Raw genomic sequence first — 18,850 nt, 5'->3', positions numbered from 1 at the left:
TCAGAAGATGTTGAGCATGGTCTGCATGGTTTCCCGCGCGACCTGAATCGTGCGGGCGGCAGCTTCATAGGCCTGCTGAAACCGCAACAGATCCGCAGCTTCGCGGTCGAGGTCGACTGCGCCAACGGCGTCGCGTGCGGCAAATGCGCCGTCGCGCCGCCCACTGGCCGCGGCCTCTTGCGCGCGGACTGCGGATGTTATCTGCGCCTGCTGCGTGATGAAGGCGCTGATATCCTGTTCAATGCCGCTGCTCGTGCGGACGGCGTTGAAGGCCAGAATATTGCCGTTGTTGCCCGCTGCGTTTGCAGTCGCAACTTCTGCTATGGCAAGCGCAGTTGCGGTCAACTCGGCGGCAGAGCCATTGAAATTCAACAATGGCTTTCCAGCAGAAGCATTGGCATCGACGCCTGCCTGATGTGCGCTATTGAGCGTAGTGCTTAATTGTGCCGCAAGCGCATCCAGTGCCGCACGTTGGGTGGATATATGTGCTGCGCCATCGGCAAGGCCGGCCAGTCGACCCGACGCGGGCGCAAGTGAAGTTGTAGGCGCAACGCCGAACGACAAAAGGCCGCCTGCGGACACGCCAAGCGTCACGGTGGCGACGCTATCACCTTCGACCAATGAATCGCCAGCCGGGGTGCGGATAATGGCAGCGTTGTTCGCGTCATAACTGACATCAATGTCTATCGCGGTTGCGATGTTGCCGACAAGGCGATCCCGTTCGTCAAGCAAGGTCGCTTCATTGGTTGACCCGGCGCGTGCGCGGCGCAAGCCGTCATTGACGCGGGAAATCGCTGATAAGTCGGTGTTCAATTGCTCCACTGCGCTGCGCGCTTCCATAGCAACACCATTTGCGGCGGAACCCAATGCATTGGATGTCCGCCGGAATGCGCTGGCGCTTTCATCGACATTGTTGAGAAACTGACGCCGCAAAGTTGCATCATTCGGATTGGCGCTCAGTTGATCAGCGGTCGCAAAAATCTCGGTTACGGTGGCGCCGATATCATTGCCGCCATTGCCAAGCGCGTTTTCGGTCGCAGATATCCAGTTCAGACGCGCCGACTGTCGTGCGGCTTCGCCGGAGGCCGTGCGCGCGTCATCCACCAACCATTGGTCCAGCTCGCGTGTGACGCCAGCGGCGCTGACCCCACCCGGGCGGATACTGTTGCGCGACAGAACGACGTCGCCTGCGGCAGGAGCTTCCTCCAGCCGAACCGTGCGCCGGACATAGCCATCGGTTTGGGCATTGGCGATGTTATCGCCCACAACCGACAGCGCGCGGCCATATGCCTTCACGCCCGATGCACCGATGGCGAGCAAGTCGCTCATCTTGAACCTTTAAGTTGTTTTTCTACCAGGTCGGCAATGCCGAACTGCCGCAATGCGGATATGCTGTCGGCCACGCGCGCGTCGGCCATTTCACGGAAATTGTCGGTGGCGCTTGAACCCATGATGTCGTCGCCAAGCTTTGCCTTGCGCATGCTCGCCATCATCTGCCGCAGCATGACGGCCTCGAAAGCTTCGGCAGCCTTGCGCAATTCTGGGTCAGGCTTTGGCGCGGCGGTAGCCGGTGCGCTTATCGGTTTAAGCGTCATCATATGACCACCAGCTCCGCGCTCAACGCGCCTGCCTGTGACAAGGCCTCCAATATAGCGACCAGATCGCCGGGTGAAATATTTAGCCGGTTGATGGCTTTAACTATTTCGGAAAGCGAGGCACCCTTTTCCCATAGGAATGCGGGATTTCGGGTTTCTTCGACGGTAATGGTGCTGGATTGTTCAATGGTGGTCTGGCCAGCGCTGAACGGCGCAGGTTGCACCACCATCGGGTTTTCGTCGACACGGACAGTCAATTTGCCATGGGTGACGGCGGCAGGGCCAACACGAACCGCACCGTTGATGACGACGGTGCCAGTTCGCGCATTGACGATAACGCGCGCAGGCGGCGCTGCACGTTTGATCTCGATATTTTCGATTAAGCCCATCAAACGAATGCGCGCTTCGCCGCCCACTGGTGTGCTGATACGGATTGATGCGCCATCGACGGCTGCTGCCATATCTGCACCCAATTTTTTGTTGATCGCGTCCGCGACCAAACCCGCATTGCTGATGTCATATTGCGTTAGATTGAAGGTTAGGCTTTCGGACTGCGCAAAGCCTGTGTCGACGGCGCGTTCCACCGACGCACCGCCGCTGATCCGACCAGCCGACGGGATGTTGACCGACAACTGTGAACCGTCCGCCGCATCGACGCCGAGCCCGCCGACGACCAGATTGCCCTGCGCCATGGCGTAAATCTCGCCATCCGCGCCATAGAGCGGTGCCATGATAAGCGTCCCGCCACGCAAGGATTTGGCCTTACCCAAGGCGGACACGGTGATGTCCAACCGCTGCCCGGGTTTAGCGAAGGGAGGAAGCTCTGCCGTAATCATCACGGCGGCTGCGTTTTTAAGCGCGGGGTTAATGCCAGCCGGAAGGCTGATGCCGAAGCGCGATACGGCGCCTTTGACCCCTTGGGTGGCGTAATCAAGGCTGTCATCGCCGGTACCTGCAAGGCCAACGACAACACCATAGCCCGTCAACTGGTTGGCGCGCAGTCCCTGGAACTGGCCAATATCCTTTATGCGCTCCGCATAAGCAGGGGGCGCGAACAGCAAGGCAAGGCAAAGCAAGATCGCGCGCATCAGAAGGGGCTTACCCTGGTGAAGAAACGTTGCAGCCATCCTTGCTGGCTCGCACGGGCAATCTCCCCCTTACCGGTGTAAACTATGCGTGCAGCGGCAACGCGTGTGGAGAGCACGCGGTTGTCGACGCTGATATCGGCGGCGCGCACGATTCCGGTGAACTGGACTTTTTCATCGCCCCGGTTGAGCGTCAAAGCCTTTTCGCCTTGCACGAGCATATTGCCATTGGGATAGACGGCCGCGACGGTCACGCTCAATTCTCCGGACAGGGCATTGGACTGGGCAGTTTCGCCCTTTCCGGTAAACGACTGATCGCCGCTCATGTTTACATCGCCTGCACTGATGAGGTTCAATGGGCCGCTTAACGGGGGACTAAGGCCGAAACTGCCATTGCGGCCAGTGGTCGCGCTGGTGCTTTTTGAGGCGCTGGTGCGCTCGACCAAATTGATTGTGATGATGTCGCCTACCCGGCTGGCCCGTGCGCCGGATGTGAGCGGGCTATAATGCCCGATCTGGAATATCGCACCATTGGCGGACGCAGGCGGTGGCGCGATGGGCAAACTCGGGCCGTAATCCGGATTGGCGGACTTATCCTTTTTGGCCTGCGCGCCGACGGGGAACGCAAGCAAGGACAGCAGAATAAGTTTATAGAGTCTGCGTGGCATTGCGCATCATCTCATCTGTCGCTTGGATCATCTTGGAATTGACCTCATAGGCGCGCTGGGTTTCGATCATGTCGACCAATTCTTCGACGACATTGACGTTGCTGGATTCCAGCGCGCCAGAACGCAGGCCGCCGCGACCTTCTTCGCCGGCTGCGCCAATTTGTGGTGCACCTGACGCAGGGGTTTCGAGCAACAGATTGTTGCCAACAGATTGCAGCCCTGCCGCATTTGCGAACCGCGCAAGTTCAAGCCGTCCGACCTGGGTCTGTTCTGACTGACCCGCCACTTGCACGGAAATGGTGCCATCGGCGCCAACCGATACGGCGGTTGCGTCTTGCGGGATTTGGATTTGCGGCTGCACAGGCATACCGTCACTGGTGACCAATGTGCCTTCGGCGGACAGGTTAAAGTCCCCGGCCCGGGTAAACGCGTTTCGGCCATCGGGCATTTGCACCTGAAAATAGCCAGCGCCTTCGATCGCGAGATCAAGGCTGTTGCCCGTATTGGTCAGCGTCCCTTGCGTATCGATACGTGCGGTGCCGTTAATTTGAACGCCGGTGCCAAGATTGGTGCCAATGGCATATTTGTTTTCCGCCGAAGACGCGGCACCCGCCACCGTCATGGCCTGATAGGCCAGGGTTTCAAAACTCGCGCGGTCGCGCTTGAAACCAACGGTGTTCACGTTGGCCAGATTGTTGGCGATGACCTGCATCCGCATATTCTGCGCATCAAGGCCAGTGCGGGCGACGTGGAGTGCTCCATTAGACATCAGACTTCATCCTTTTTGGCAGGCTTATTGTGTAAGCGACATGAGGTCGGCGGTCGCCGCATCCATGTCGCGTGCGTCGTTCAGCATTTTCAATTGCGTGTCCCACGACCGGCTGGCCTCAATCATTTCGACCAAAGCTTCGGTCGCACTGACGTTTGAACTTTCAAGGCTTCGCGTGACGACACGCGCATCGGGGTCGGCAGGCAAAGTGCCGCCGCCACGCACACGAAATAGCCCGTCGACGCCCTTGACCACGTCGGAACCAGCCGGGCTAACCAGCAATAATTGATCCAATTGCTGCGGCTGTGTTGCATCGCCACCTACGGGCACGATCCAGACGCGGCCTTGATCGTCAATGTTGATGGCGTCCGACGGCGGCAAGGTGAGTGGACCTTGCGCGCCCTGCACCGGACGACCATCGCCCGTGGTCAGCAATCCCGTGGAGGACAACATCAGGTCACCCCGCCGCGTATACCCAATCTCGCCATTTTCAGCTTGCACCGCCAGCATGCTGTCACCCGACAGCGCGATGTCCAAATCGCGGCCCGTGGCGACGACGGTGCCCGCTTTCATGTCGGCTGCCTGCACCTCTTCGGATGAAAAGGCGCGGGTATTGAGTTGCTGGCTTTCGAGCCACACGGTTTGCGCCTCTGCCAGATCGGCGCGGAACCCCGGAGTGTTGGCATTGGCCAGATTGTTGGCAATGGCCGTCTGACGGGCCATCGAACCGCGCATGGCGGTAAGGCTGGTATATATCAGACGGTCCATGGGTCAGCCCTTAACGAATAGACACAATGGCTTGAGTCATGTTCGACGCGGTTTCGATGGCCTTTGCATTGGCCTGAAAATTGCGTTGCGCGGAAATCAGCGCGACCAATTCCTCTGTCACGTCGACATTGGCGCGTTCCAGCGCGCCGGAACGGACGGAGCCCAAGGTCCCATTGGTGGCGGACTCAATCGCGGGCTGGCCGCTTTCACCCGTAGATTGCCAGTGCGCGTCGCCAATAGGGCGAAGCGCCTCTTGCGCGGTGAAGCTTGCCATAGCAATCTTGCCAAGCATCTCGTCGGAGCCATCGGAATAGGTTGCGGTTACAAGCCCATCAATGCCGATAGATACGTTGACCAAGGAAACACTGGCGTCTGTTGTCGAAACGGAAGGCAGAACGAAATCGGTCGCACTGGCAAGTGTCGCCGAGGTTACATTTCCACTGGCATCCACAGGCAGCAATTGAAGCGTCGACCCAATCGTGTCGACGACCTGGCGATTGGCATTGACCTGAAACGCGCCATTGCGTGTGTAGGTGATAGCTTCGCGCGGCGGATCACCGCGTGTTACAAAAAATCCTTCGCCGGCAATGGCAAGATCAAGCGTCTTGTCGGTTGCCTCCAGCGTGCCTTGCGTGAATTGCTGCACCACCGCGTTCAGGCGGGTGCCTTGCCCTGCGTGCATTTTGGTGCTTTGCGTGGGCGATCTTGCAAAAAGGTCGCTGAATTGGGCGCGGCTTTTTTTGAAGCCCGTTGAACCGACATTGGCCAGGTTGTTGGAGATGACCGACAAATCGGTTTGTGCGCCCTTAAGGCCCGACAAAGAGGTGTAAAATGACATGCTTATGCTCCCGCAGTTTTAAGTGTCGACGCAGCTTTGATGTCCGCAAGTAATGCGGTCTGCGCGCCCATTTGCTCAGCGATGGATTTCAGCGCGACGTTCATTTCCGAAATGCCTGCAACGCTTGAAAATTGCGCCATTTGCGCAACCATCGCTTGGTTATCGACGGGGCTGAAAGGATCTTGCTCCTTAAGCTGCGTCGTCATCAGCCGCAGGAAATCGGTTTGGCCCAATTTCTTTTCGGCCATGTCCTTTGACAGGACGGGTAGGTTTTTGGAGTTAACAGGGGTTATGCTTGTCATCATTCATGCCTTTCATTGGCCGAGGCGTAAGGTTTCGCTGATCAGGCCTTTTGCCGTGGCAAGGACCTGCACATTATTTTGATATTGGCGGGATATCTCAAGCATCTCGACCATTTCGGCGGTGCTATCGACGGCGGCTTCCCAGACGTTGCCATCTTGGTCGGCCAACGGATGATTGGGGTCGTTGCGCTTGACGGGCGTCGCCTTACTGGTGTCGATGCGGTCAACCTGAACGGTCGCCTGACCTGCTTCGCCCATGACAGTGCGGAACACAGGCTTCATCGCACGAAAGGCCTTGTCCTCGCTGCCCGATACCGTGCCTGCATTGGCAAGATTGGTGGCCGACGTGTTCAGGCGGATAAGCTGCGCCGCCATGGCGCGGCCACTAATGTCAAAAATAGAAAGACCGTCGGCCATGTTCATTCGCCTTTCAGCGCGCGGGTAAGGGTGCCGATACGGCCCTGCAGAAATGACAGGCTTGAACGATAGGCCAGCGCGTTTTCGGCAAAGGCGGTTTGCTCTGTCGCCATTTCAACGGTGTTGCCATCCAGCGATGCCTGAAGCGGCACGCGATAGCGCATCGCGCTTTCGGTCGACTGGCCATTTTCGGCGAGCTTGAGCGCCGAGGAAAATTCGATGTCGCGCGCTTTATATCCCGGCGTCGATGCGTTGGCGATGTTCGAGCCGAGAATAGACATGCGTTGCTCGCGCAGCTTCAGCGCGGTGGCATGAATTCCGAATATGTTATCCAAAGCCGGCATGGCCGTTCCTTTCGTCGTTGCATCACGCCTGGGGGCGCGAACGAAAGGGGTTTTGCAATTGCTGTGCCAGTTTTTGAAGAATTACATAAAATCAGTATATTATCACCAACCGACAGTTGCCTGACAGGCGCATGTCAAAATTCCGACGCCGCCTAATCGCGTCGCAGCAGGAATACTGCATGTTCCGCCAACAGATTGGCAAGTCGTTCATCGCGCGGTTTATCGCCCGACAAAAACCATTGACCTTCTATCCTGATATTCCGTTCGTCGAGGAAACTGCGAAAGTCGTCGATGGTCACATGGTGGATGTTGGGCGTGTCATACCAGCGGTGGGGAAGCTGCTCCGTCACGGGCATGCGCCCGCCAAACATATGGGCAAAACGAATGCGCCATTGCGCAAAATTGGGGAAGGAGACAAAGGCCTGACGTCCGATCCGCACCAGATGGTCCAACACCAGATCAGGCCTTTTGGTGGTCTGCAACGTCTGGCTTAAAATCGCATAGTCAAAGCTACCATCGGGATAATCTGCCAAGTCGGTATCTGCGTCGCCCTGAACCACCGAGAGCCCGCGCGCGACCGCCGTGGCAACATCGCGGGCATCAAGCTCCATTCCGCGTGCGTCGGCATCTTTGGTATCGCGCAATGCCGCCATCAACAGGCCATCGCCGCAGCCAACATCCAAGATGCGCGCGTGGGCGCTTACTTCGCGGGCGATAATCGCAAGGTCGGGGCGCAGCGCTGTCACCGGCTTTCGCCTGCGCGCAAAAAGCCATCGACGATGCGGTTCATTTCGGGTGCCTCCAACAAGAAAGCGTCATGGCCAAAGGGGCTCGATAGTTCAACAAAACTGGCCGCCGCGCCCGCTGCGTTCAGGGCATGCACGATACGCCGCGATTCCGCCGTTGGATATAACCAGTCGCTGTCAAAACTGATCAGGCAGAAACGCGTTTTGGTGCCCGCAAAAGTTTTCGCTAGCACGCCGTCATGCGGCTCGGCCAAGTCGAAATAGTCCATCGCACGGGTGATGTAGAGATAGCTGTTGGCATCAAACCGGTCGACAAAGCTCAGGCCCTGATGGCGCAAATAGCTCTCGACTTGAAAATCGGCGTCAAAGCCAAAGCTTTTGGCATCGCGATTTTGCAAACGGCGACCGAATTTTTCGGTAAGGCCCGCTTCGGACAGATAGGTGATGTGCGCCGCCATGCGGGCGACGGCAAGGCCAGCCGTCGGCGCCTCATGCCCATAATAAGCGCCATTATTCCAGCTTGGGTCAGCCATAATCGCCTGACGCCCAACCTCGTGAAAGGCGATATTCTGCGCCGAATGCCGCGCGGTCGATGCAATGATAACCGCAGAGCGCACGCGGTCGGGGTATAAGGCGGCCCAGCTTAATGCCTGCATCCCGCCCATCGACCCGCCAACTACGGCTTCCAATATGTCTATGCCCAGATGGTTCAGCAATAGGGCCTGCGCACGTACCATGTCGGCGATGGTGATGACCGGAAAAGCCATGGCATAAGGCGCGCCCGTCGTCGGATCGATGCTGGCGGGGCCAGATGATCCCATGCAACTGCCCATCACGTTGATGCTGATGATGCAATGGCGCGTGGGGTCAATTGGCTTGCCGGGGCCAACCATCCGCGTCCACCAGCCTGCCTTGCCCGTCACGGGGTGGTTCGACGCCACATATTGGTCGCCGGTTAGCGCGTGGCAAATCAGGATGGCGTTGGATTTGTCGGCGTTCAATTCACCATAGGTTTCATAGGCAAATTCAACAGGCGCAAACTCCACGCCGCTGTCGAGCTGCACTGGCCCAAGCAACTGTGTCTTTTTATCCAGACCGAAACGCGTATCCTCATGCATATCTACCGCCATATCAGCGGTTTCGTACGAAACAACCCAAACTCGCAAAAGAAGGGCGGATGCGATGGCGACACGTTGCGCTTCGCCGCTGCCGACGCTATGGCCGCGGGCATGAACACACCTATAGCCAAACCATGGATTGAAGCTATCAGCGCCTACACACCCGGCAAGGCAAAGTCGGACGATGGCCGCGTGCTGATCAAACTATCCGCGAACGAAAATCCTTTGGGGTGCAGTCCGGACGCTTCGGCGGCGCTGGTGGACAAAAGCGCTTCTTTGGCCCGCTATCCTGATCCGGCCTGCACCGCTTTGCGCGAAGCATTGGGCGCGGCGTATGACGTTGACAGCGACCAGATCGTCTGCGGCACGGGTTCGGATGAGCTACTGAACCTTATCGCCATGGGCTATGCTGGCGCAGGCGATGACATCATTTACGTACGTTATGGTTTCTCGGTCTATGACATTGCGGCCCGCAAAGCGGCGGCCAATGTGATTGTCGCGCCGGACAAGGATTATGGCACTGATGTCGATGCTTTGCTGGCGCTCGTGACCGACAAGACTAGGGTAGTTTTTGTGGCGAACCCCAATAATCCGACGGGCACATATACCGACGACGGCGAAATTGCGCGGCTGCATGCGGGCTTGCCCGGAAATTGTGTGCTTGTGCTGGACCAAGCTTATGGCGAATATCTTGAGGATGACGGTCCCGCCGCATTGGAACTGGCGCGCCGCCATGACAATGTCCTGATCACGCGGACTTTCTCTAAAATTTACGGCCTTGCGGCAGAACGCATTGGTTGGGGCTATGGCCATGCCGGCCTTATCGCGACGCTCAACCGTGTGCGCGCGCCGTTCAATGTTACGGCTGCAGGACAGGCGGCGGCCATCGCTGCGCTTGCGGATACGGATTTTGTGACGCGTAGCCGTCGGCATAATGCCGAATGGCGCGACTGGATGGCGGGCGAGTTTGCGTCATTGTCCAACCACGGATTGAAGGTCATCCCATCCTGGGGCAACTTCCTGATGGTTTTGTTTGAAGGCACTTGCAGCGCAGAAACCGCTTATCATGCGTTGATGGCCGAAGGCTATATCGTCCGCTGGTTGCCGGGGCAGGGGCTTGGCACTGGCCTGCGGATTACCATCGGCACCGAAGATGAAAATCGGGGCATTATGTTGGCCTTACGCAAGATTCTGGACGCGAACGCTTAATGTTGCCCTTCGCGCGCCTGACGATCATTGGCCTGGGTCTCATCGGTTCATCGGTCGCGCGCGCGGTAAGGGCACAGATGCCCTTAGTGCGCATAACCGGGCATGACGCCGACCGGGCTGTGCGTGAACGCACGGTTGCGCTTGGCATCTGCGATGATGTGACCGACACGGTTGGCGCGGCGGTAATGGATGCCGACCTTGTCATCTTGTGTGTGCCCGTTGGCGCGATGGGCGCGGTGGCGGCGGAATTCGCTGCTGATTTGCCTTGCGATGCGATTGTCAGCGATGTGGGTTCGTGCAAGCAAAGCGTCGCAGAGGCGCTTTCGGCGGTGCTTCCTGACGCGATCATTATTCCTGCCCATCCGGTGGCTGGTACCGAAAAAAGCGGGCCCGACGCTGGTTTTGCGACCTTGTTCAAGGGCCGCTGGTGCATATTAACGCCGCCGGACAATGCACCTGAGGCCGCCGTTGAACGCCTGCGCATTTTTTGGCAGCGGCTTGGCGCGGATGTCGAGATTATGGATGCGCGGCATCATGACATGGTCCTTGCCGTCACCAGCCATTTGCCGCACTTGATTGCCTATACCATCGTTGGCACGGCTGATGATTTGGAAGGCGTAACGCAAAGCGAGGTTATCAAATATTCGGCCGGCGGTTTTCGCGATTTCACCCGTATCGCCGCATCTGACCCTGTCATGTGGCGCGATGTGTTTTTGTCCAACAAGGACGCCGTCCTTGAAATGCTTCAACGTTTTTCCGAAGACTTAAGCGTGCTGCAACGCGCGATCCGGTACGACAAAGGCGACGAGTTGGAGGCATTGTTTGCCCGCACCCGCAATATCCGACGGTCGATTGTTGAACAGGGCCAGGACGATGACGCACCCGATTTCGGGCGCAAGCATTAGGGCCCGACCGTTAAACGTTCAGCGCATTAATGGCGGCATGCACGCGCGCCTCAATTTCCGCGCGTGGCAGGCCAGTGGGAAGCTCTTCCCCGACCTTGTACGTAATCGTCCCTGATTTCCAGATACCCGCTTTGCGCGGGCTCAAAGTGCCGCTGTCTACCGCAATCGGTACGACGGGGAGGTTGATGAGCTTATACAGGCCCGCAAAGCCCGACTGCAATGGCGGCTGACTGCCGGGTGCAACGCGCGTACCTTCGGGGAAGATCACGATTGGCCGTCCGTCGGCGATCATTTTTTTGGCCAAAACCAGCATGGCCCGAAGCGCCGCCGCGCCGCCATTGCGGTCAACAGGGATCATGCCATATGCCCGCGCGGCCGGTCCCCATAAGGGGATATCGAACAGCTCTTTCTTCGTCACCACCGCAGGTTTGGGAAACATGCGGGGCATGTCGATGGTTTCAAACATGCTTTCATGTTTGATGGCGTAAAGCACCGGTTTTTGGGGCAATTCGCCCTCAATCTTGATGTTGATGCCCAATATCCGGCGGTAGCAGGCATATTGCCAGCGCGACCAGCCGCGCACGGCCCATTGCATGAGCGGGATGGAGAACCATTGCGCCAAAAATGCGGTGACGACGAAAAACACCGACCCAGTGTAAAATATCACGATGTAGATAGCAGACCGGATCACTGCGATCATGGTTTAAAGTCCAAGAAGCGACGCGACCGCGCGCAACCAATATTTGTTATATTCCTTAAACAGCGCGCCGAGCGACGGTTGGGTCGACACCGCGTCATCGGTGACGGTGATACCGTTGGGCAAGGCCCGATCAAGTTCAAAGCGCGCGCGTCGCATGTGCCAATCATGCGTAACAAGTCGAATACTGCGCATATTGTTCCGTTTCGCCCATGCTGCCGTTTCCAACGCATTGGAACGCGTATCTACCGATTGGAAACCCAGCGCGATGCAGCATTGGAAATATTGGGCAGATTTTGGATATTGCGCTTGAAGCTCGGGCGGCTTCACATCGCGGTCCACACCGGAAATCAGCAATTTTTTGGACTTGCCCGATTCCAATATTTCGAGCCCGCGATCAATTCTGTTTGCCCCACCGGTCAGCACAACAACGCCATCGGTTGGCGCAATGGGCGCCGGCTGCGGCAACAGCAACGCAAACCAAGCAAAGCCCAGCATCCAGAGCAACAATATGAAAGCGAGGAAGCGACTGATCATAACATCTTCTTTAACGCAGAAATCACCGTGAAGCGCGCCATAAGCATAGCAAGCGCCGTCACGGCAAGCGGAATGAGCGCGAGGATGACCCAGCCCGAAACGGATAAAGCATCGCCGGAGAGCAAACCGGGCTGAGCGGCCACAAATCCTTTATCGAGCGTAACGATTGTTATGGCTGCTGCGCCAAAGCCGACACAGCCGCCCAGCAAAGCATCCAGCGCAACCCTGCGCTGAAATAGACGCGCTGCTTGCACATCCGTCCCGCCCATGAGGTGCATGATTTCAATCGTGGCGCGGTGCGTATTCAAAGTGCTGCGCACCGCCAAGACAACAACCGCGCAGGTTGCCACCAATAGCAACAGGAACATCGCCCCGGCAAGCAACAGCAGCATGTTCATCAATTGATAAAAGGGCGCCATCCAATTGCTGTGTGGATCCAACCGGATGTCGGGTGCAACGGGGCCAAGAACATTGCGAAGACGACCCAGCGTGGCGGGTGTAGGCGGGGTGTCGAAGCGGACATCAATGAGCGCGGGAATCGGAATATCACCGTTCAATATGTCTGCGCCTAGGACTGGCTCGAGCAATTGACGCACGTCGGAGTCCGTAACCGGATCAACCGATATCACCCCCTTGAATTTGCGCAGATTGCGGACCACCGCCGCACGGCTGGCGGCGCGTTGGGTAGGATCTGCCTCGATGATCTGGACAGTGATCTGGCGGGACAAATCTTGCCCGCCCTGTTGCGCGGCTTGTGCGAGCGTAAGCCCCGCCGCCGCTACGAGCGAGGTGAGGAACAGCATTATTGCAATAATCCAAGGCATGGGGCCGGACAACCGACCCTCCGGAATAATCTTGCGGTCATGCGCCGGCAGGGCAAAGTCCAACAGCATCAGTTGTTCAAAATCAGCGGCTTTGGCGGGTGCCGTAGCGATCCGGTTGGGTCCGACAACCGCCCTTTGTCGAGCTGCATTATCTGCGCGCCTTCGACTTCCTTCAGCAAATGAAGATCGTGCGTGGCCACCACGACAGTCGTGCCAAGCTTGTTCAGTGCAGCAAAAAGCTGAAGCAGTCGGCGTGCCATATCGGGATCAACATTTCCTGTCGGTTCATCCGCAATAAGGATTTCAGGACGACCAATGACAGCACGTGCAATGGCGACGCGCTGTTGCTCGCCACCCGACAGCATCGCGGGCCGGGCGTCCGACCGTTCATTCAGGCCAATCGATACCAGCATGTCGGTAACGGGGCCGCGCAATTCGCGTTCCGACATACCTGCAATGCGCATGGGCAAGGCGATATTGTCGAAGGCGGACAAATGCGGAACCAAGCGGAAATCTTGAAACACCACGCCGATGCGACGGCGAAAACCCGGAAGGAGATTGCGCGGCAAAGTTACCGCGTCATGTCCAAACATGCGGATTGTGCCACGGCTTGGCCGATGCGCCAGATATAATAATTTCAGCAGCGACGTTTTGCCCGCACCTGATGCGCCCGTCATAAAATAAAAGCTACCAGCGTACAGGGTGAAGGTGAGATCAGTCAGCGTTTCCGCGCCTGTCCCATATCGAAGCCCCACATTGTCGAATTCCACCACGCTCTGCATTACAGAGATAAATGGCACAAACGGCATGACGGGGCAAAGGCTATTCCTAGGGTCAGGAACTAGGGTCAGGACCACTTAAATCCACCTTCGCGGTTTGAGGCCATACTGTTCAGTGCAAGGCGGCAAAGCGTAGGACTTAGTGGTTCTAAGTCCAAGCTTGCCAACGCGGCAATGGACAGTATGGGTCAAATCCAAAGGACGTCTTGACGCCGCGAAGGTGGATTTAAGTGGTCCTGACCCTAGTCAAGTCGCGGCCCGAAAAGGCGTCGTCCACAGCATTTTATAACAGTAGGGTTGCAAGTCACAAGATGCTGCTGTTTAACCTTTGCCATGCTGCTTGTTTGCCCCTCCTGCCGCACACGCTATATCGTTCCTGACAATGCCGTTGGTGTTGATGGCCGCCAAGTGCGGTGCGCCAATTGCAAGCATGGATGGTTTCAAGAGGGGGCAGTTGCCCCGGCAGCGCCAGCACACTCAGTCGCAGCCCCCTCAATTGCAGCGCCCGCCGAACAGAGCGGCCCCGCGCCCGGTATAACCCCGCCAGTGGATGATGCGCCTTCAGGAGGCACCCCAACGCCTGTGACCAATCCCTTGGTTTCCCCTGACCCCGTCCCCCGGTTCATGGTCGCAGAACCGGATGCGGATGACGCGCAGCCGGCCTTCCCACGATTTGCTACTGAGCATGCGGTCGCGCCCGATTCGGCTCCGGTGTATGCCGATCCGTCGTTAGGCGCTGGCAACTGGGCGGATAAGGAACCAACGCAAAGCCGCTTTGCGCATGAGCCACCGTTCAACCAACGCCGCAGCCCTGCAAAAATTTGGACTTTGGTGGCCATTATCTTTGCACTGACGGTCACCCTTATTGGAACTGCTATTTCCTATTTCGGTATGCCAGATATTGGCCTTTCCAGCGTGGCGGAAGAACCCGACCTGATTATCGTGCTCAACGAAAATCAGGAACTGAACCAGCGCGAAGACGGCACGCCCTATTTTATCGCCAGCGGCAGCATTGTGAACCCGACCGGGGTGAAGCAAAATGTGCCCGACATGCTGGTAACGCTAGTGGATGCGAGCGGCAGACCGGTCTACAGTTGGAAAATGAAAGCAAAGGCAAGCACGCTGGCACCGGGCGCAAAGGTCGATTTTAGCGAGGCACGGCTTGACGTGCCATTGTCGGCCACGGATGCCGTAGTCGGCTGGGTGCGTTCGGGTGACTAGTGGTTCTGACCCTACGTCCTGACTTTAAACTCCGCCTAATTGGCGAGCGCGGCCCAAGCATAAGCGATTTCGCTAATGGCGTCCCTTAATTCTGTTATACCCGCAACATCATTGGTCCGCGCGGCCTCGTTCAACCTGTGCACGGCAGATCGGTATATCCGCTGCAGCACGCCTGCAAGGTCACCACCATTGGCAAGGTCGATGCTCGAATCCAGCGCAATGATAATCGACAGCGCTTTGACCTGATGGGGATTTCCGGAAATGGCCGAGCCCCGTTTTGCGGTAGCCGTTAATAGGTCCAGCGCGCGCAGCAATTCTTCATATAACAGGCTGACAAGGCCGTGCGGGCTTGCGCTGGCAACACGGCTTTGTAGTTCCATGTCCCGGTAATGCTGGTTGGCAAAAGCTGGATGTGTGCGAACAAGCATAGGGTTTAATCGTTTCCATTGTTCCAAAGCTTAATCTGCTGTTCCAGATAGCTCTGCGTTGCTTTTAGCGCGCCGATGCGTGCGTCCATGCCGGCGAATTGTTTTTCAAGGCGGCTGCGATAGGCAAGCTCGCGTGCTTCCATTCTGCTGCGGTTTTGCGCAATCGTGTCGGCATCCCGTTTTAAGGCGGTTTGCACCAGTTCCAACGGACCATCGCTCGCAACGGCGGCATCACGCAGGCTATCGAGCGCGAAGGCGATGCCGGGGTCAGTGGTATCTGACTGTCCTGCATCGCGCGGCGGGTTGAACATCGCTTCAACAGCATCGGGATTATCCCGCAAAACAGCATCGAGGCGTGCCATATTCAGCGTAAGCGTTCCGTCACGCGTTGTGGAAATGCCAATGTCGGACAAACGGCTGATGCTGGCATGCGATGTCAGCGGCTTTGCGGCAAATCCGGTCAATTGCCGTTCAAACGCCCGCAGCGCAGGGCTGCCATTATTGGCTTTACGCGCCGCCTCCATGTCTTTTTTCAAGCCATTGAACACAGTGACGAAATCAGCCAGCGTTTGTTTGATTGTTTCGGATGGGCGCGCCGTGCTGATCGCAATGGCGGTGAGCGGGTCTGCTTTTTTCAGAATCAGGCTCATGCCTGAAACCACGTCGTCAATAGAGTTCGACGTGCGGCGATAGGCAACGCCATCAATGGTGAATGCGGCATCGCTGGCCGATTGGCCCGTGGTCATGGCTTCGGTCGTAAACTGTTGCAGGCTTGTCGGCGCTCCAGCGTCAGCGGTTAACGTAAACGCGTTGGCAGCGCCACTCTGGCCCTTGAGCACTAGGCGATATGCACCTGCATCGTTGATGACGCTTGCGGTGACGCCGCTCGCGGCCGCGTTGATGGCGGTGGCCAGTCCGTCGAGGCTGTCATTTGCGCTATCAATGGCAATGGCATAGCTATTGGTCCCAACGGTAAGTGTCATATCGCCTTGGCCAACCGATGCCGTGCGCGAGGCGACATTTTCCGAAAAGCTGCTTTGCGCCTTGGCAAGCGTTTGAATGACCAACTGTGCGCTAAAGCTGCCCAGCCGGTTCCCGGATTGGGCGGTGATGGATAATGCTGTCGGGTCCGACGTGACGGCTTGGCTGCGCAAGGTCCCGCCCGAAGCGAGCGATTCCAGTGAATTGGCAAAGCTGTCCAGATCGCTGCGTGCTTGTGCAAGCGTGCTGACTTTTGCTTGATTGGCCCGCGATAATGCATCCAAACGTGCCGCCTTCGGCGCGCGCGATGCAGCCGCAAGATCCGCGACCAACGCTGCGGTATCAATGCCGGAGCCAAAACCCAGGCTGTTTGCAATTGACGTGACCATATGAATTTCCTTGCTGGCTTATACGGCCATATTGCCGCAGGATTTAGGCGGCCCGGCGTCCGTCCTGATCGAAATGCATCGTGACCGGCACTGCAACAGACGGCTTGGGAATCTGCTGACCGAAACTGGATTCCAACCGGAAGACGAAGGCCAATATGGCGGCGACCGCGGCATATAAATCTTCGGATATGGCCTTGCCCGTGCGCGTGGTGAAATAGATTGCGCGGGCCAATTGGGGATATTCGAGCGTTGGCACATTCTTTTCCGCTGCCATGGCTCTGATCGCCAGCGCCACATCCCCGCGTCCGCGCGCGACCAATATGGGCGCGGCATCTGAACCTGGCCGGTAACGCAGGGCAACCGCAAAATGTGTCGGGTTGGTCAGGACGACATTGGCGTCAGCCATGCCCTTACGCGCCGATGACATCATCACCTCTTGCTGGCGCAAGCGTATCGCTTGCTTCAGTTCAGGCGCGCCGTCGCTTTGGCGCATTTCTTCCTTCAACTGCTGCTTTGTCATGCGCAGCTTGCGGTTGCGCTGGAACCATTGGATCGGGACATCGACTAAGGCAATCAGCGTCAGGCCAGCGGCCAGAATCGCTATGGTGAATAACATCTTCTGCCCGATGATGCCGACCGCGACAGCCGGATCGGCGGCGGCAAGGCCGGGCAGGGATGCGATCTCGCCCGAAATGATCCAATAACCGGCATATCCAAGGACGCATACTTTGGCGGTTGCCTTGAACAATTCAATAAGCCCCTGCGTTCCGAACATACGCTTAAGCCCAGCCAGCGGGTTAATGCGGCTGGCCTTTGGTGCCATCGCCTTACCCCGCATGCCAAGCGACCCCAGCATCGCAGGCGCGGCAAAGGCAGCGACCAGTGTCAGTGTCAGCAACGCGGCAAATGGGACGGCAATTTGCGCCACGGCCACATTCAATGCATCAAGTGGCTCGAAATGGTCGGGGTCAGAAAGGTCAAGCGACAAGCCGCCTTTCAACAAAGTCTTGCTCGCGCTGAAAAACCACGTGCCAAGGCCCATCACCCATGCGGCGCCCGCGATCATCATCAATGCAGTGGCCAGTTCCCGTGACGCCAGCACATCGCCTTCTTTGACTGCATCGTCCTTGCGCTTTTGGGTTGGCGCTTCGGTTTGCTGGTCTTTATCGGGTGCGTCAGCCACGGCCACCGCCAAGGCTCTGTGCCTGATCGAGCCCAAGGCGAAGTGCATTGCTGAGCATGTCGGCCATCACCGGCAGAGAAACGCCCAATAATAATATACCCGCAAGCAATGCGGCAGGCATGCCGACGGCAAACAGGTTTAATGTCGGCGCAGATCGCGCAATCATGGCCATGATCAATTGCACCAGCACCAAGGCAAATCCGACAGGCAGGGCAATGGACAGGCCAGCGGAAAAGGCCAGGCGGCCAAATTCAACAACGCTGCCTATGGCCGAAAAAGATAGCCATGCTTGCCCCGGAGGCAGCGTGCGGTAACTTTCGGCGATAATCGCAATCAACGCCAAATGGCCGTCTGCGGCAAGGAACAGAAACATGGTGAGCATGGACAGAAACTGCCCGACGGCAGGGCTTGATTGGCCACTTGCCGGGTCCGCCATTGAGGCAAAGCCAAGGCCCATGGCGTTGCTAATCGCCTCACCAGCCACTAAGGATGCGGCAAAGGCGATCTGGATAACAAATCCCATCGCCAGACCCGCCAGCACCTCTGCGGCGATCATGAAAAAGCCGGGGACCGAGATGATGCCGGCCGCCGGTAATGTCATATTGGCCATCGACGCCGATGGAATACCGATAGCCAGTGCCAGCACGAGGCGAAGCTGCACGGGCACGGCTTGCGCCCCAAACATGGGGGCCGCAACAAAAGCTGCGCCCGGACGGATCATGGCCACCATCCAGACCAGCAATTGTCCTTCCACATTTTGCAGGCCAGCGGGTATCATCGCACCAACATGGGGATTTGCGCGAATATGTCGCGTGTAAAATCGGCCAGCAGGATCATGATGCTTGACCCGCAAACCGCCAGCGCAATTGCGACGATGATAAGCTTTGGTACGAAACTTAAAGTCTGCTCATTAATCGATGTCGCGGCCTGGACCATACCCAAAACCACGCCAGCGATCAGCGCGGGAATAAGAATGGGGGCCGCCCCAAGCGCCAATATCCAAAGCGCGCGTTGCGCCACGTCGATGAAAAAATCCTGGTCCACAGG

24 protein-coding genes are annotated in these 18,850 nt (G+C 57.6%); 3 read left to right on the top strand and 21 right to left on the bottom strand.

Going from position 1 to position 18,850, the window contains the following annotated elements; all coding sequences use genetic code 11:
- From flgK to HEQ34_RS05130, 12 genes are all read right to left on the bottom strand, one after another.
- A complete protein-coding gene (gene flgK / locus HEQ34_RS05185) occupies nucleotides 1-1,329 on the bottom strand; it encodes a flagellar hook-associated protein FlgK (protein WP_296198317.1) in 1,329 nt (442 codons plus the stop codon).
- Nucleotides 1,326-1,598 (bottom strand): rod-binding protein, encoded by a 273-nt coding sequence (locus HEQ34_RS05180; protein ID WP_296198316.1) that lies wholly within the window; start codon nucleotides 1,596-1,598, stop codon nucleotides 1,326-1,328. Before HEQ34_RS05180 ends, flgK begins: the two co-directional genes overlap by 4 nt.
- A complete protein-coding gene (locus tag HEQ34_RS05175) occupies nucleotides 1,595-2,683 on the bottom strand; it encodes a flagellar basal body P-ring protein FlgI (protein ID WP_296198313.1) in 1,089 nt (362 codons plus the stop codon). Before HEQ34_RS05175 ends, HEQ34_RS05180 begins: the two co-directional genes overlap by 4 nt.
- Nucleotides 2,683-3,348, bottom strand: a complete 666-nt coding sequence (locus tag HEQ34_RS05170) for a flagellar basal body L-ring protein FlgH (RefSeq protein ID WP_296198310.1) — start codon at nucleotides 3,346-3,348, stop codon at nucleotides 2,683-2,685. Before HEQ34_RS05170 ends, HEQ34_RS05175 begins: the two co-directional genes overlap by 1 nt.
- Complete coding sequence (gene flgG, locus HEQ34_RS05165) at nucleotides 3,329-4,117, bottom strand: flagellar basal-body rod protein FlgG (RefSeq protein WP_296198309.1); 789 nt, start codon at nucleotides 4,115-4,117, stop codon at nucleotides 3,329-3,331. Before flgG ends, HEQ34_RS05170 begins: the two co-directional genes overlap by 20 nt.
- 24 nt (nucleotides 4,118-4,141) lie before the next feature.
- Nucleotides 4,142-4,885 carry a flagellar basal body rod protein FlgF gene (flgF, locus tag HEQ34_RS05160; protein WP_296198307.1) on the bottom strand — a complete coding sequence of 248 codons (744 nt, stop codon included), beginning with the start codon at nucleotides 4,883-4,885 and terminating at the stop codon, nucleotides 4,142-4,144.
- A 10-nt stretch (nucleotides 4,886-4,895) separates the two neighbouring features.
- Entirely contained in the window at nucleotides 4,896-5,723 is an 828-nt protein-coding gene (locus HEQ34_RS05155) for a flagellar hook-basal body complex protein (RefSeq protein ID WP_296198303.1), read from the bottom strand.
- Between the two features lie 2 nt (nucleotides 5,724-5,725).
- Nucleotides 5,726-6,028, bottom strand: a complete 303-nt coding sequence (locus HEQ34_RS05150; protein WP_296198298.1) for a flagellar hook capping FlgD N-terminal domain-containing protein — start codon at nucleotides 6,026-6,028, stop codon at nucleotides 5,726-5,728.
- Nucleotides 6,029-6,037: 9 nt separating this feature from the next.
- Complete coding sequence (flgC, locus tag HEQ34_RS05145; RefSeq protein WP_296198296.1) at nucleotides 6,038-6,448, bottom strand: flagellar basal body rod protein FlgC; 411 nt, start codon at nucleotides 6,446-6,448, stop codon at nucleotides 6,038-6,040.
- Nucleotides 6,445-6,786 carry a flagellar basal body protein gene (locus HEQ34_RS05140; protein WP_296198293.1) on the bottom strand — a complete coding sequence of 114 codons (342 nt, stop codon included), beginning with the start codon at nucleotides 6,784-6,786 and terminating at the stop codon, nucleotides 6,445-6,447. Before HEQ34_RS05140 ends, flgC begins: the two co-directional genes overlap by 4 nt.
- A 152-nt stretch (nucleotides 6,787-6,938) precedes the next feature.
- Nucleotides 6,939-7,532 (bottom strand): methionine biosynthesis protein MetW, encoded by a 594-nt coding sequence (gene metW, locus HEQ34_RS05135; protein ID WP_296198290.1) that lies wholly within the window; start codon nucleotides 7,530-7,532, stop codon nucleotides 6,939-6,941.
- Nucleotides 7,529-8,650, bottom strand: a complete 1,122-nt coding sequence (locus tag HEQ34_RS05130) for a homoserine O-acetyltransferase (RefSeq protein WP_296198287.1) — start codon at nucleotides 8,648-8,650, stop codon at nucleotides 7,529-7,531. The genes metW and HEQ34_RS05130 overlap by 4 nt, the downstream gene beginning before the upstream one ends.
- Before the next feature lie 111 nt (nucleotides 8,651-8,761).
- Between HEQ34_RS05130 and hisC the strand changes: the two genes are divergently transcribed.
- On the top strand, nucleotides 8,762-9,859 hold the full coding sequence (hisC, locus tag HEQ34_RS05125) for a histidinol-phosphate transaminase (protein ID WP_296198594.1): 1,098 nt from the start codon (nucleotides 8,762-8,764) through the stop codon (nucleotides 9,857-9,859).
- On the top strand, nucleotides 9,859-10,764 hold the full coding sequence (locus tag HEQ34_RS05120) for a prephenate/arogenate dehydrogenase family protein (protein WP_296198284.1): 906 nt from the start codon (nucleotides 9,859-9,861) through the stop codon (nucleotides 10,762-10,764). The genes hisC and HEQ34_RS05120 overlap by 1 nt, the downstream gene beginning before the upstream one ends.
- Nucleotides 10,765-10,774: 10 nt before the next feature.
- Here HEQ34_RS05120 and HEQ34_RS05115 read toward each other — a convergent pair whose 3' ends face one another.
- From HEQ34_RS05115 to ftsE, 4 genes are read right to left on the bottom strand one after another with little or no spacing between them, the layout of a single operon-like run.
- On the bottom strand, nucleotides 10,775-11,464 hold the full coding sequence (locus HEQ34_RS05115) for a 1-acyl-sn-glycerol-3-phosphate acyltransferase (RefSeq protein WP_296198282.1): 690 nt from the start codon (nucleotides 11,462-11,464) through the stop codon (nucleotides 10,775-10,777).
- A gap of 3 nt (nucleotides 11,465-11,467) precedes the next feature.
- A complete protein-coding gene (locus HEQ34_RS05110; protein WP_296198280.1) occupies nucleotides 11,468-11,998 on the bottom strand; it encodes a YdcF family protein in 531 nt (176 codons plus the stop codon).
- The gene (locus tag HEQ34_RS05105; RefSeq protein WP_296198277.1) at nucleotides 11,995-12,891 is read right to left on the bottom strand and encodes a cell division protein; all 897 of its coding nucleotides are present in this window, start codon (nucleotides 12,889-12,891) and stop codon (nucleotides 11,995-11,997) included. Before HEQ34_RS05105 ends, HEQ34_RS05110 begins: the two co-directional genes overlap by 4 nt.
- Nucleotides 12,891-13,604, bottom strand: coding sequence for a cell division ATP-binding protein FtsE (gene ftsE, locus HEQ34_RS05100; protein WP_296198591.1), 714 nt, complete (start codon nucleotides 13,602-13,604; stop codon nucleotides 12,891-12,893). Before ftsE ends, HEQ34_RS05105 begins: the two co-directional genes overlap by 1 nt.
- A 330-nt stretch (nucleotides 13,605-13,934) precedes the next feature.
- On the opposite strand from ftsE, the gene HEQ34_RS05095 reads away from it, so the two are divergent.
- Nucleotides 13,935-14,822, top strand: coding sequence for an MJ0042-type zinc finger domain-containing protein (locus HEQ34_RS05095; RefSeq protein ID WP_296198276.1), 888 nt, complete (start codon nucleotides 13,935-13,937; stop codon nucleotides 14,820-14,822).
- A gap of 35 nt (nucleotides 14,823-14,857) precedes the next feature.
- Here HEQ34_RS05095 and HEQ34_RS05090 read toward each other — a convergent pair whose 3' ends face one another.
- The 5 genes from HEQ34_RS05090 to fliQ are packed head-to-tail and all read right to left on the bottom strand — an operon-like array spanning nucleotide 14,858 to nucleotide 18,847.
- Nucleotides 14,858-15,250 carry a flagellar export chaperone FliS gene (locus tag HEQ34_RS05090; protein ID WP_296198273.1) on the bottom strand — a complete coding sequence of 131 codons (393 nt, stop codon included), beginning with the start codon at nucleotides 15,248-15,250 and terminating at the stop codon, nucleotides 14,858-14,860.
- Between the two features lie 5 nt (nucleotides 15,251-15,255).
- A complete protein-coding gene (gene fliD, locus HEQ34_RS05085; protein WP_296198271.1) occupies nucleotides 15,256-16,620 on the bottom strand; it encodes a flagellar filament capping protein FliD in 1,365 nt (454 codons plus the stop codon).
- A gap of 43 nt (nucleotides 16,621-16,663) precedes the next feature.
- Nucleotides 16,664-17,803, bottom strand: coding sequence for a flagellar biosynthesis protein FlhB (locus HEQ34_RS05080; protein WP_296198269.1), 1,140 nt, complete (start codon nucleotides 17,801-17,803; stop codon nucleotides 16,664-16,666).
- The gene (gene fliR, locus HEQ34_RS05075; RefSeq protein ID WP_296198266.1) at nucleotides 17,796-18,581 is read right to left on the bottom strand and encodes a flagellar biosynthetic protein FliR; all 786 of its coding nucleotides are present in this window, start codon (nucleotides 18,579-18,581) and stop codon (nucleotides 17,796-17,798) included. The genes HEQ34_RS05080 and fliR overlap by 8 nt, the downstream gene beginning before the upstream one ends.
- On the bottom strand, nucleotides 18,578-18,847 hold the full coding sequence (gene fliQ, locus HEQ34_RS05070) for a flagellar biosynthesis protein FliQ (RefSeq protein WP_296198263.1): 270 nt from the start codon (nucleotides 18,845-18,847) through the stop codon (nucleotides 18,578-18,580). The genes fliR and fliQ overlap by 4 nt, the downstream gene beginning before the upstream one ends.
- Between the last annotated feature and the right edge of the window lie 3 nt (nucleotides 18,848-18,850).

Source organism: Sphingorhabdus sp. (assembly GCF_023910635.1).
Taxonomy (GTDB): Bacteria; Pseudomonadota; Alphaproteobacteria; order Sphingomonadales; family Sphingomonadaceae; genus Sphingorhabdus_B.
This window is presented reverse-complemented; position numbering and strand designations above follow the sequence as displayed.

Coding starts and splice junctions, on each gene's coding strand:
- flgC (WP_296198296.1), bottom strand. CDS start 6,448: ATGAACATGGCCGACGGTCTTTCTATTTTTGACATTAGTGGCCGCGCC.
- HEQ34_RS05130 (WP_296198287.1), bottom strand. CDS start 8,650: ATGCATGAGGATACGCGTTTCGGTCTGGATAAAAAGACACAGTTGCTT.
- hisC (WP_296198594.1), top strand. CDS start 8,762: ATGAACACACCTATAGCCAAACCATGGATTGAAGCTATCAGCGCCTAC.
- HEQ34_RS05150 (WP_296198298.1), bottom strand. CDS start 6,028: ATGATGACAAGCATAACCCCTGTTAACTCCAAAAACCTACCCGTCCTG.
- HEQ34_RS05180 (WP_296198316.1), bottom strand. CDS start 1,598: ATGATGACGCTTAAACCGATAAGCGCACCGGCTACCGCCGCGCCAAAG.
- HEQ34_RS05110 (WP_296198280.1), bottom strand. CDS start 11,998: ATGATCAGTCGCTTCCTCGCTTTCATATTGTTGCTCTGGATGCTGGGC.
- HEQ34_RS05105 (WP_296198277.1), bottom strand. CDS start 12,891: ATGCTGTTGGACTTTGCCCTGCCGGCGCATGACCGCAAGATTATTCCG.
- fliR (WP_296198266.1), bottom strand. CDS start 18,581: ATGATACCCGCTGGCCTGCAAAATGTGGAAGGACAATTGCTGGTCTGG.
- HEQ34_RS05090 (WP_296198273.1), bottom strand. CDS start 15,250: ATGCTTGTTCGCACACATCCAGCTTTTGCCAACCAGCATTACCGGGAC.
- HEQ34_RS05140 (WP_296198293.1), bottom strand. CDS start 6,786: ATGCCGGCTTTGGATAACATATTCGGAATTCATGCCACCGCGCTGAAG.
- flgG (WP_296198309.1), bottom strand. CDS start 4,117: ATGTCTAATGGAGCACTCCACGTCGCCCGCACTGGCCTTGATGCGCAG.
- ftsE (WP_296198591.1), bottom strand. CDS start 13,604: ATGCAGAGCGTGGTGGAATTCGACAATGTGGGGCTTCGATATGGGACA.
- HEQ34_RS05115 (WP_296198282.1), bottom strand. CDS start 11,464: ATGATCGCAGTGATCCGGTCTGCTATCTACATCGTGATATTTTACACT.
- HEQ34_RS05175 (WP_296198313.1), bottom strand. CDS start 2,683: ATGCGCGCGATCTTGCTTTGCCTTGCCTTGCTGTTCGCGCCCCCTGCT.
- HEQ34_RS05120 (WP_296198284.1), top strand. CDS start 9,859: ATGTTGCCCTTCGCGCGCCTGACGATCATTGGCCTGGGTCTCATCGGT.
- HEQ34_RS05095 (WP_296198276.1), top strand. CDS start 13,935: ATGCTGCTTGTTTGCCCCTCCTGCCGCACACGCTATATCGTTCCTGAC.
- flgF (WP_296198307.1), bottom strand. CDS start 4,885: ATGGACCGTCTGATATATACCAGCCTTACCGCCATGCGCGGTTCGATG.
- HEQ34_RS05170 (WP_296198310.1), bottom strand. CDS start 3,348: ATGCCACGCAGACTCTATAAACTTATTCTGCTGTCCTTGCTTGCGTTC.
- flgK (WP_296198317.1), bottom strand. CDS start 1,329: ATGAGCGACTTGCTCGCCATCGGTGCATCGGGCGTGAAGGCATATGGC.
- fliD (WP_296198271.1), bottom strand. CDS start 16,620: ATGGTCACGTCAATTGCAAACAGCCTGGGTTTTGGCTCCGGCATTGAT.
- HEQ34_RS05155 (WP_296198303.1), bottom strand. CDS start 5,723: ATGTCATTTTACACCTCTTTGTCGGGCCTTAAGGGCGCACAAACCGAT.